The sequence below is a fragment of the Stenotrophomonas sp. ESTM1D_MKCIP4_1 genome, assembly GCF_003086895.1.
Taxonomy (GTDB): domain Bacteria; phylum Pseudomonadota; class Gammaproteobacteria; order Xanthomonadales; family Xanthomonadaceae; genus Stenotrophomonas.
The window spans coordinates 3,386,171-3,397,073 of record NZ_CP026004.1 but is presented as its reverse complement, the minus strand read 5'-3'; the positions used below and the strand labels follow the sequence as shown (position 1 = coordinate 3,397,073).

8 protein-coding genes are annotated in these 10,903 nt (G+C 66.8%); 5 read left to right on the top strand and 3 right to left on the bottom strand.

What is annotated here, in order from left to right; translation table 11 throughout:
* Positions 1-28: 28 nt before the first annotated feature.
* Both otsB and C1924_RS15515 read right to left on the bottom strand, forming a co-directional pair.
* Entirely contained in the window at positions 29-787 is a 759-nt protein-coding gene (gene otsB / locus C1924_RS15520) for a trehalose-phosphatase (RefSeq protein ID WP_108766101.1), read from the bottom strand.
* 198 nt (positions 788-985) lie between these two features.
* On the bottom strand, positions 986-3,418 hold the full coding sequence (locus C1924_RS15515) for a TonB-dependent receptor (protein WP_108766100.1): 2,433 nt from the start codon (positions 3,416-3,418) through the stop codon (positions 986-988).
* A 243-nt stretch (positions 3,419-3,661) separates the two neighbouring features.
* Here C1924_RS15515 and C1924_RS15510 point away from each other — a divergent pair, with 243 nt between their 5' ends.
* The 4 genes from C1924_RS15510 (at position 3,662) to C1924_RS15495 (ending at position 9,114) form a co-directional block, all read left to right on the top strand.
* Positions 3,662-4,138 carry a DUF3574 domain-containing protein gene (locus C1924_RS15510; protein ID WP_174208966.1) on the top strand — a complete coding sequence of 159 codons (477 nt, stop codon included), beginning with the start codon at positions 3,662-3,664 and terminating at the stop codon, positions 4,136-4,138.
* A gap of 36 nt (positions 4,139-4,174) precedes the next feature.
* Positions 4,175-5,032, top strand: a complete 858-nt coding sequence (locus tag C1924_RS15505; RefSeq protein WP_108767087.1) for a hypothetical protein — start codon at positions 4,175-4,177, stop codon at positions 5,030-5,032.
* A 111-nt stretch (positions 5,033-5,143) separates the two neighbouring features.
* A complete protein-coding gene (locus tag C1924_RS15500) occupies positions 5,144-6,862 on the top strand; it encodes a thiamine pyrophosphate-dependent enzyme (protein ID WP_108766099.1) in 1,719 nt (572 codons plus the stop codon).
* A gap of 653 nt (positions 6,863-7,515) precedes the next feature.
* A complete protein-coding gene (locus C1924_RS15495) occupies positions 7,516-9,114 on the top strand; it encodes a hypothetical protein (protein WP_108766098.1) in 1,599 nt (532 codons plus the stop codon).
* A gap of 83 nt (positions 9,115-9,197) precedes the next feature.
* Here C1924_RS15495 and C1924_RS15490 read toward each other — a convergent pair whose 3' ends face one another.
* Positions 9,198-9,908 (bottom strand): glutathione S-transferase, encoded by a 711-nt coding sequence (locus tag C1924_RS15490; RefSeq protein ID WP_108766097.1) that lies wholly within the window; start codon positions 9,906-9,908, stop codon positions 9,198-9,200.
* Between the two features lie 164 nt (positions 9,909-10,072).
* Between C1924_RS15490 and C1924_RS15485 the strand changes: the two genes are divergently transcribed.
* Positions 10,073-10,897, top strand: coding sequence for a DUF3014 domain-containing protein (locus C1924_RS15485; protein ID WP_108766096.1), 825 nt, complete (start codon positions 10,073-10,075; stop codon positions 10,895-10,897).
* Positions 10,898-10,903 lie beyond the last annotated feature (6 nt).

The following is a 10,903-nucleotide window of genomic DNA, read 5'->3' as shown; positions in this document are numbered from 1 at the left end:
CTCGGTTGCGGCCGTGGGGGTGGCCGGGTCAATACGCATTCTCGCGCAGCCATGCGTGCACGCTGCGTATGTCAGGCAGCGCGAACACGGCCGCGCTGGGCTCCCGTTCGCCGATCAGCACGCTCCAGCCATGCTGGCCGTTGGCGGCCTCGAAGCCGAATTCATCGGTCAGGTCATCGCCCAGGAAGACGGGCAGTCGGCCGCGGAAGGGCAGGTACTGCATCAACCGGCGCACGGCACGGCCCTTGTCGGTGCCCACGGGCACGAACTCGACCACGTGGTCACCGGGCTGCAGTCGGTAGCCGGGGCGGCCGCGCGCATGGCGTTCGGCGAAGGCCCGGACGTCGCTGGCGGCATGCGGTGCGCCGCGCCAGTGCAGGGCCAGGCCGGCGCCTTTTTCTTCCACCAGCACGCCGGGGTAGCCGTGGGCGAAGCGCATGGCCTGCTGGTGCAGGGCGTGCAGCCATTCGGCGGTGTCGTCGTCCTGTTCTTCCCGCAGCACGCGCCCGTCCTGGCCGCGGAGTTCGTGGCCGTGCAGGCCGGCAGCCGGCAGTTGCAGGGGGGCGAACAGCTGGTCCAGCTGTTCAAGGGGACGTCCACTGACGAGGGCGACCGCACCTTCAAGGCGGTCACTGACACGGCCGATGGCTTCACGCACATCCGGCAGGAGCTGCACGGCGTCCGGGCGCGCAGCGAATTCTATGAGGGTGCCGTCGACATCGAGGAACAACGCACAGGCGTCGTCCAGCAATGGCGGTGGCGGACGCAGGGGGAGCGGTTCAGCCATGCCGGCCAGCTTGCCAGCGGCAGCGTGTAGGGCAGGTCGAGGCGAGGCTACGAATTGGATGGTGCCGCTGGGAAACCACGACAGGGTAGAGTCGACCGTTGGTCGACTACCGCGCGCAGCGCGGGATTCTGAGCAGTCGACCAACGGTCGACTCTACCCCGGCCGGCCCATCACATCGATGGGCCGGCCGGTTGCAGATCAGAACGAATAACGCACGCGACCGTAGTAGTACGCGCCGTTGCTGCCGATGGGCGACAGCACGTCGTAGGGCAGGTTGCCGTAGTAGTAGATATCGTCGTTGGACTTGTCCGGATAGTTGTCCGTCAGGTTCTGCCCACCGATGGCGACGCTCCACTGCGTGTTGAAGCGGTACTCCACTTCCGCATCCAGCTGCCACTCCGCCTGGTAGGTCTGGCGCGGAATGTAGCCATCGCCGAAGTTGAAGACGCGGGTAGCGCTGCCGTAGCGGTTCACCCGGCTGCTCAGCGACCAGTGGTCGTTGCTCCAGGCGGCCGAGAAGCCGGCACGGCTGCGCGGGGTGGCGTCGGTCAGCGTGTTGGTTTCTTCGATGCCGAACAGCACGTAATCCGCATCCAGCGCCTGCAGCTGGGCCGGGGTGGCCAGCACGTTCTTCAGGGTGGTCTTGGTGTAGGCGTAGGTGCCGGTCAGCAGCAGCTGGCCATCGCCCAGTGCTTGGCGCCAGTTGGTCACCAGTTCCGCGCCACGGGTGCGGGTGTCGGCCGCGTTGACGAAGAAGCTGGCGCTCTGCAGGCCGGTGACCCCGTAGTTGGCGGCCACGAAGTCGGTCAGTGCATCACCGGTGATGCTTTCCGACAGCGCGATACGGTCGTCGATGTCAATCTGGAAGAAGTCCAGTGACAGGTCGAAGTGCTCACCGATGCGGCTGGTGAAGCCCAACGAGGTGTTGAGCGACTTCTCCGGCTTCAGATCCTGCGCGCCCAGGCCGCGGGCAATCGGGTTGTTGACCGACAGCAGGCGGCCCTGCACCAGCTGGCCGGCGGCGTTGTAGCCGGTCGACGTGGATTCGTAGCCGATCTGCGCCAGCGACGGCGCACGGAAGTTGTTGGAGATGGCACCGCGCAGAGCGAAGGCCGGGGTGAACTCATACCGCAGGCCGAGCTTGCCGGTCAGTTCACCGCCGAAATCATCGCTGTGCTCGTAGCGCGCGGCCAGGTCGGTGGAGAAGTGGTCGCCGAACTGGCTGGCGAGGCTGGCATAGGCACTGGCCACATCACGGGCCAGCGAGGTGGCATCCTGCGGGGTCAGGCCGCCGCCGGCCTGCGAACCGGTCGGGCGGTCGGTGTACGGGCCAGCAGCGTAGCTGGACGGATCGCCTGGGCGCGTTTCGTAGCGCTCGTGGCGCACTTCCGCACCCAGGCCCAGGGTGTGGGTGATGCTGTCGCTCTGCGAGAACACGCGGCTCAGGTCGAGATTGCCCACGGTCTGCGCGTACTGGTAATCGGCGGTCTTGAAACGCGTCGGGCTGGTCGGCCCCAGCGAGGCATTGAGCGAATCGCGCAGGCGGTAGGTGAAGTCGTTCTGGCCGTAATCCACGCTGCCGTCATAGCTCCACTCACCCCACTGGCCGCGCACGCCGGCCACGGTCTGCACATCGCGGTTCTCGCCTTCGGAAATCGGGCGGTAACCGTTCGGGTAGACCTCCTTCCAGTTGGCGTCGCTGTCGGGGTAGCGGAAGTAGTTGGCGCCTTCGGTGTCACGCTGGTTGAAGGTGCCGAACGCGTAGAACGTGGAGGTCCTGCCCACCGGAATCTCGGTGTTCAGCCACAGGTTGATGTCCTTGCTGGCGCCATCGCCCAGCACGTAGTTGCGCTTGCCCTGCAGTGCCAGGTTGGCTTCGGTCTGGTCCCACGGCGGGATCAGGTCATAGCCGGCGCGGTTGGTGCCGTTGCGCTTCTTGTATTCCAGGCCCACGCGCAGGAAGCCCCCCTCCTCGCCCAGCGAGGTACCGACCTTGGCGCTGATGTTGCCGGTCTGGCCATCGGTGAGGGTGCGGCCGATCGGTTTAAGGTCGGTGTGGTTGGCGCCGTAGCTGGCTTCGATCTCGCCGCCGTCGCCGCCGTTGTCCAGGATCACGTTGATGACGCCGGCCACCGCATCGGAACCGTACAGCGCACCGGCGCCATCACGCAGCACTTCGATGCGCTTGATGGCGCTGACCGGAATCGAGTTGAAGTCGACCGGGGTGGTGCCCTTGCCGATCTTGCTGTCGGTGTTGACCAGCGCGGTGTGGTGGCGGCGCTTGCCGTTCACCAGCACCAGCACCTGGTCCGGCGACAGGCCGCGCAGCTGGGCGGCACGCACGTGGTCGGCGCCGCCGGAGTTGGACTGGCGCGGGAAATTGAAGGACGGCAGCAGGGCCTGCAGCGCGCTGCCCAGTTCGCCGTTGACCACGCCGGCCTTGCGGATGTCCTCGGCGGTGAGCACGTCCACCGGCGAGGTGGATTCGAGCACGGTACGGTCGGCGGCGCGGGTGCCGGTGACGATCACCGTGTCCAGGTTGGTGGCCGCATCCTGGGCAGAGGCCAGGGTGGGGGACAGGGCGAGCGCGATGGCGAGGCCAAGCGGCGACGCAGACAGGCGGGGGGACATGCGGACTCCAGCAACAACGACGTGGGGAAGGGAAGGGGGAGGAATGGTTTCACTTACATCCATCCGGATGAAGCGATATATTATCTTGGCGTGAGGAGGGGGTGTGACGCAAGCCCCGCTTCTGATCGCATCAGCTGATGCCCGTGTGGCATGAGCGATTGGTTGCAACCGCAACCGAAACGCAGGTGTACCCTCCGTGCCCCTTCGTCGTGCTTTTCCCCCTTCCCCGGAGTGCTGTCCCCCATGAAACACCTTGGCCTGATCTTCGCCGTGCTGCTGGCCACCAGCGGCTGCGCCAGCCTGTCCTCCAAGGCGCCCGGCGCCTATGCCACCACCGCCGAGATGCAGGGCGATGCCGCGCGGCCGTCCAATGGCACGGGCTGGGTGCGCAGCGAGCTGTACTTCGGCGTGGGCGAAGAGCAGGGCGCGGGCGATCGTCCGCAGGCGGACACCATCAGCGAGGCGCAGTGGCGCGCGTTCCTGGACAAGGAAGTGACCCCGCGCTTTCCCGATGGCCTGACCGTGTTCGATGCGTACGGCCAGTGGCTGTTCCGTGGTGATGCCTCGCCCAACCGCCTGCGCACCAAGGTGCTGGTGGTGCTGCACGAGGACAGCCCGCAGCGCCGCGCCGACATTGAAGCCATCCGCTTGGCGTGGAAGCAGCAGACCAGGCACCAGTCCGTGTTGTGGTCGCGGCAGGCGGTTGACGTATCGTTCTGACCTGAAGGCGCCAGGGCGGCGCCACAGGCGGCAATGATGAAACACAGGGATGCGATGTGGGGCCTGCTGCTGGCAGGCCTGCTGGTGCCGGGTGCGCAGGCGGCCGAGCAGTCGGAGGGTCCGCTGCGCTTTGCGCCGGCACCGGGCGTACAGGTGCAGGCCGAGGTGATGGAGGGCGGCAGCATTGCCGTGCGTGTCTCGCCGTGGGGCCGGCGCCTGGAACTGCCGGGCGCCGCAGATGCCGATGGCAACTCGCGGTTGTCAGCCGAAGACATTGATTTCGATGGGCGCCCCGAACTGGTGGCGCGCGCGTCGGTCGGCATGGTCAACGAAGCAGTGGCGGTCTATCGCTTCGATGCGGCCAGCGGCGGATTCCGCGCGCTGGAGGCCGATACCCACGGGCGCGACAACTGCGGCAGCCTGATGGGCCTCACCGTCGACGCCGCCACGCGCACACTGAGCAGCAGCTGCCGCAGCGGTCCGATGTGGTACACCGATCTGTATCGGTTCGCGGGCCAGACGCTCTATCTGTACCGTGCGGAGGATGTGCTGCAGCTGGGCGATGCCTTCGATGCGGCGCTGGATGTCGACAAGAGCCGCGAAGGGGGACCGCTGGCGGTGTGGCGCACTTACGATGCGCAGGGCCGCGTGCTGGACAGTGCCATCGGCGATGGTCTGGCCGCGCCCTCGGGCCCTGCCCCCGTGCAGGGCATCCAGGCCACCGTGCGGCCGGCACGTCTGTTCCTGTTCCAGCGGCCGGGCGCGGCCCGCACCTCGCGTTACCTGGTGCAGGGCGATCGCGTGGAACTGCGCGATGCAGCCGACGGCTGGGTGCAGGTGCGCTACCAGAATGCAACGCATGGCGCGGTGCTGGGCTGGATCAACGTGAACTGAACACCGTGCGCGCCCTATACCGATGTATGGGGCGCAGCGTGCCCATGCCCACGGAAGCGTCACTTTGCCGGGTCTAGCCTCGGGGTCATCCCCCCAAGCAAGGCTTTTCCCATGAGCAAGCGCGTTGCCGAGATCGTTGTTGAAACCCTGCAGCAGGCCGGCGTACGGCGCTGTTACGGCATCGTGGGCGACACCTTGAACCACGTGACCGATGCGATGCACCGTAGTGACATCGACTGGGTGCATGTGCGGCACGAGGAAGTGGCCGCCTTCGCCGCTGGTGCCGATTCATTGGTGAGCGGCCAGCTCACGGCGTGCGCCGGTTCCTGTGGACCGGGTGGCCTGCACTTCATCAATGGCATCTTTGAAAGCAACCGCAACCGCGCGCCGCTGGTGCTGATCGCCAGCCAGATCGTCACCAGTGAACTGGGCATGGAGTTCCCGCAGGAAGTGGATTTCAAGTCGGTCTACGCCAGCTGCAGCGTGTTCTGCGAGCAGGTGCACAGCCCGGAACAGGCCCGCCGCGTGGTGGCGCTGGCGTGCCAGGCGGCCATCAGCCGACGTGGCGTGGCAGTGGTGATCCTGCCGGCGGATATCAGCGAAGCCGAGGTGAAGCACGATGTGCCGTTCTCGGTGCACTACACTCAGCCGGTGCTGCGCCCGGCCGATGCCGAACTGCAGCGCATCGCCGAACTGCTGGGGCAGGGCAAGCGTATCGGTATCTATGCCGGCGCCGGTTGCCAGGGCGCGCACGCACAGCTGCTTGAACTGGCGCGTCGATTGCAGGCGCCCGTGGCCCACACGTCGCGCGCGAAGGATTTCGTCGAACCGGACAACCCCTACAACATGGGCATGACCGGCATCTTCGGCATCGAATCGGGTTTCCACACGCTGATGGCGTGCGACACCCTGCTGCTGCTCGGTGCCGATTTTGCCTGGGGCCAGTTCTACCCGGACAAGGCCACCATCATCCAGGTCGATCGTGATGGCAGCCACCTGGGGCGCCGCCATCCTGTGGATCTGGGCTTGGTGGGTGACATTGCGCCCACCCTCGATGCGCTGCTGCCGCTGCTGCCGCCCCGCGAAGACAGTACGTTCCTGGACGAGTGCATCGCGCGCCGCGACAAGGCCCTGCAGAAGCGCGAGCAGGAAGAGCAGGCCGGCGAGGGCGAACTGATCCACCCGCAGCACCTCACTGCGCTGCTGTCCCGTCATGCCAGCGACGATGCGCTGTTCACCGCCGACGGTGGCTCGCCGATGGTCTGGGTACTGCGCCATATCCGCGTGAATGGCCGCCGCCGCACCTTGACCAGCCTGCTGCACGGGACGATGGCCAATGCGATGCCGCAGGCGCTGGGCCTGCAGAAAGCGTTCCCCAGCCGCCAGGTGATTTCCCTGTCCGGTGATGGTGGCCTGGCGATGCTGCTGGGCGATCTGCTGACGGCCGTGCAGGAAAACCTGCCCATCAAGGTCGTGGTCTTCAACAACGGCTCGCTGAACTTCGTCGAGCTGGAGCAGAAGGTGGAAGGGCTGCTGGACAACTACACCGACCTGAAGAATCCCGACTTCGGCCGGCTTGCCGAGGTGATCGGTTTCCACGGCCGCACGGTGACCCGCAGCGAGGATCTGGAAGAGGCGGTGCTGGATTTCCTGTCCCAGCGCGGTCCGGCGCTGCTGGACGTGCATACCAGCCGCGCCGAGCTGGTGATGCCGCCGCAGATCGAAGCCAAGCAGGTGGCCGGCACGGCGCTGTATGCGGCCAAGGCGGTGTTGAACGGCCGCTTCGACGACGTGAAGCATCTGCTGGTGGACAACTTCCTGAAGAAGTGAGGGCAGGGCTGCGCCCTGCACCCGCAGAGGCCAGAGCCAAAGCGGAAGCCGGTTTCCTGAGCGATGGCGGGGTGGGTCCGGTTGCGGGGGACGGCGCAAGTACATCCTTGTAGCCTTGGCCGCGGCATCCATGCCGCGGACACCCCCGCAACCGGACCCACCCCGCCTTCGACAGTTGGCCGCGAGCTGTTGAAACGGCATGGGGTCGGATCCCGTTGCTGCGCAACGGGCTCCGACCCCGGAGTGATTTCGATATCTGCGAGATTCATCCACGCATGGCGTGGATCTACCCGATCCCGGTTTCACCAGTAGATCCACGCCATGCGTGGATGACCGAGCGCAGCGACCGGCTCTTGCTTTTGATCTTTTGATTCTCTTCCGTGGCTGCCGCGCGCAGGAAACCAGGAGGGGCCGGGCGGGTAGGTTGCGCAGGGGCGTGAGCCGCATGGATGCGGCGACCGAGCTTACAGGGACGTACTTGCAGCGTCCCCTGCGCGGCCTACCCGCCCGGCCCAGCCGCGGATCCCGCTCCGACGACCAACCCAGACACGAGGGGCACCCCCGTTGGCTGGAACCCATCATTCCACCCGGGAATTGGCGCCCAGGCCCCGCTGGGCCTACCATCGGCGGTCCCCACCCCCACCGCCCCTTCCATGTCCGCTCCCGCTCCCGCCGCGTCACGCCGCTGGTTCGTCGCTGGCGACTTCAATGGCTTCTTCGGCCTGGTCGTCGACAACCTCTCCATCCTTGGCTTCATCGCCATGGCCCTCATCGGCATTTTCCAGTTCCCCGCCGACGTGGTCTTTGGCCGCATGTTCCCGGGTACCGCCTTCGGCGTGCTGGTCGGCAACCTGCTGTACACCCTGATGGCGCGCCGCCTGGCGGCACGCACCGGCCGCGACGATGTCACCGCCATGCCGCTGGGCCTGGACGCACCGACCAGCATCGGCATGGCCCTGCTGGTGCTCGGCCCTGCGTTTGCGGCGTTCAAGCAGCAGGGCATGGACCCGCACGCGGCAGCCATCGCCACCTGGCAGCTGGGCATGGCCGCGCTGGTCATCATGGGCGTGTTGAAGCTGATCCTGTCCTTCTTTGGCGAAGCGGTGACGCGCGCGCTGCCGCGTGCCGCGCTGCTGGGCTCCATCGCCGGCATCGCACTGGTGCTGATGGGCCTGCTGCCGCTGCTGGAAACGCTGCGTTCGCCGCTGGTCGGCTTCACCACGCTGGGCCTGCTGCTGTACGTGCTGATCGCCAAGGGCAAGCTGCCGATTCGTGGCCCGGGCGTGCTGCTGGCCTTCGTGTTCGGTACCGTGCTGTATTACGGGCTGGGCCTGGCCGGCCTGGGTGTGCCGGGCTTCGCCATTCCGGCTTGGGTGCCGCCGCAGGTGGTACTGCCGCTGCCCACGCTGGGCTTCATCGATGGCCTGCCCACGGCGATGACCTACCTGCCGCTGCTGCTGCCGTTCGGCCTGCTGATGGTGGTCGGTGGCATCAACGTGTCCGAGAGCGCACGTGCGGCAGGCGATGACTACCGCACCCGCGACATCCTGCTGGTGGAAGCGGTGGCCACGCTGGTGGCCGGTGTCTGCGGCGGTGTTGCGCAGACCACGCCCTACATCGGCCAGCCCGCGTACAAGCACATGGGCGCACGCAGCGGCTACACGCTGCTGACCGGCCTGTTCGTCGGCATCGGCGGCATGCTCGGCATCATTTCCGGCCTGGTGCAGTGGCTGCCGCTGGCCGTGCTGGCACCGATCATCGTGTACGTGTCCATCGACATCACCACCCAGGCATTCCAGGCCACCCCGCGCCAGCATGCCGGTGCGATGGTGCTGGGCTTCCTGCCCTCGGCGGCCTACCTGCTGGCGATCAAGGCGCCGGGCTGGATACCGGCCGAGCAGATGGGCGCGCTGCTGACCCAGGTGGATGGCCATGGCCTGCCGGAACTGGCGGTGATCTTCGCGCTGGGCAACGGCTTCATCATCACGTCGATGCTGTGGATCGCCACGGTTTCGGCAATGGTGGACGGCCGACTGCGCCGCGCCTGCGGTTTCCTGCTGGTGGCAGCCGGCCTGACCCTGTTCGGCCTGATCCACTCGGTGGACCCGCGCGGTGGCATCTACCTGCCGTGGGATCTGCAGGGCCTGGCGCGCATCATCAGCTGGCAGTTTGCGGGTGCCTACGTGGCGCTGGCCGTGCTGCTGGGGCTGCTGTCACTGCAGAAGCAGCCGGTGAAGCCGTTGGTTGATTAACCACGCTCCGAGGTAGTGCCGGCCGCTGGCCGGCATCTGCAACCTGCGTCGGGTTCAAGGGGATTGCCGGCCAGCGGCCGGCACTACCTTTCTGCGTCCAGCTCGGGGTAATGGCGGAAGATGCCGTTGGTGTTGAACGCCAGCCGCCGCTCCGAGGCCAGGTACGCGGCGATGTTCGGCCGCTTCGACACCCGCTCCTGCAGCGCCCGCAGCAGGGGCAGGGTGGGCGACAAGGCCTGCATCCGCTTCGGGAACATGTAATCCAGCCCGTTCAGCAGCTGGAACAGCGAGAGATCCACATAGGAATGCTCGCGCAGTGGGTGGCGGCCACCATTGGCCTCGATCACCTGTTCGAAATAGCCAAGGAACTTCGGCAGGCGCTCGCTGCGCATCGCCGTGGCGCGCGCCTTGGCCTCGGCCTTCTGGTCTTCGTAGTACTTCGATGCGGCAATCGGATGGTGGGTGTCGTGTACTTCCGCCACCAGATCGGCGATGGTCAACTGCAGCTGCAGGGCCTGCATCCGCCGTGAAGCAGCCTGCGGCACCAGATCCAGCGTCGGGCCGAGGAAATCCAGGATCGCCGCGACCTGTGCGATTACCTGGCGTCCGGCTTTCAGGAACGGAGGTGCGAAGGGTTGGCCGCCTTCGGTCTGACCCTGCAGGAACGGCTCCATCACTGCATCGCCATGGATGCGTGCCATGTCCTCGTACGCGGCACCAGCATCTTCCAGTGCCAGCCGCACGAACTCGCCACGGCCCTGGATGCCGGTCCAGTAATACAGCGCGTAGTGCATGTCGATCTCCGCGAAGAATTTCCTGCAGCCTCGCGGGTCGCACGCAAAGCAGGCGTGAGCATGGCGTTCATGCCAAGCACAACGCAGGCCAAACAGCGGGGGAACCGCCTGCAGTGAAGCGGGTCATACTCGGGTCGTGCACGTGAAAAGCGAGGTACTGCGTCATGCAGAAAAGTGGAAAGGCGGTGTGGCCCTGGGTACTGGGTGTGGTGGTGGTGGGCGGTGCGGGCGCGTGGTTGTTCCGCGATCAGTGGCAGGGTCTGGCCGATCGCGTGGAGGTGCCAACCCAGGCTGCACAACCGTCGGCCGCTGCGCCACCGCCGGCACCGGCCGCTGAACCGGCCGCCACGACACCGGCCATCCAGCATCCGCTGGACACCGACGCCGCTGCCGATCCGGCATTGCCGAAGATGGAAGACAGCGATACCGCAGCATGGACCGCGCTGAGTGGCCTGTTCCAGGGCGAAAGTGGACTGGCGCTGCTGCTGCGTGACCACCTGATCCAACGCCTGGTCACTCACGTCGACAACCTGGACAAGACCAGCGTGCCGCCGTCGGCCCTGGCCACGCGGCCGCTGCCCGGCGGCCTGCAGGTGGAAGCCGGCGAGAACGGCGAGCAGATCGCCGCAGGCAACGCGGCGCGCTACGCGCCCTATGTGCAGGCGTTCACCGCGCTTGACCCCGCTGCCGCGGGCACGGCGTACAAGCGCTTCTATCCGCTCATCCAGCAGGCCTACGTCGACCTCGGGCGGCCGCAGGGCTACTTCAACGACCGCCTGGTGGCGGTGATCGATCATCTGCTGGAAACCCCGGAACCGGCGCGGCCGATCGCGGTGGCACGTGATGAGCGTGGCCGCTATCGCTTCGCCGATCCCGATCTGCAGTCGCGATCGGTGGGGCAGAAGGCCCTGCTGCGCATGGATGCCACGCAGGAGCGTGCGGTGAAGCAGCAACTGCGCGCGATCCGCAGTTCGATCACACGCGGCTGATCGCCA

Coding starts and splice junctions, on each gene's coding strand:
- C1924_RS15500 (WP_108766099.1), top strand. CDS start 5,144: ATGAGCAAGCGCGTTGCCGAGATCGTTGTTGAAACCCTGCAGCAGGCC.
- C1924_RS15490 (WP_108766097.1), bottom strand. CDS start 9,908: ATGCACTACGCGCTGTATTACTGGACCGGCATCCAGGGCCGTGGCGAG.
- otsB (WP_108766101.1), bottom strand. CDS start 787: ATGGCTGAACCGCTCCCCCTGCGTCCGCCACCGCCATTGCTGGACGAC.
- C1924_RS15510 (WP_174208966.1), top strand. CDS start 3,662: ATGAAACACCTTGGCCTGATCTTCGCCGTGCTGCTGGCCACCAGCGGC.
- C1924_RS15495 (WP_108766098.1), top strand. CDS start 7,516: ATGTCCGCTCCCGCTCCCGCCGCGTCACGCCGCTGGTTCGTCGCTGGC.
- C1924_RS15485 (WP_108766096.1), top strand. CDS start 10,073: ATGCAGAAAAGTGGAAAGGCGGTGTGGCCCTGGGTACTGGGTGTGGTG.
- C1924_RS15515 (WP_108766100.1), bottom strand. CDS start 3,418: ATGTCCCCCCGCCTGTCTGCGTCGCCGCTTGGCCTCGCCATCGCGCTC.
- C1924_RS15505 (WP_108767087.1), top strand. CDS start 4,175: ATGAAACACAGGGATGCGATGTGGGGCCTGCTGCTGGCAGGCCTGCTG.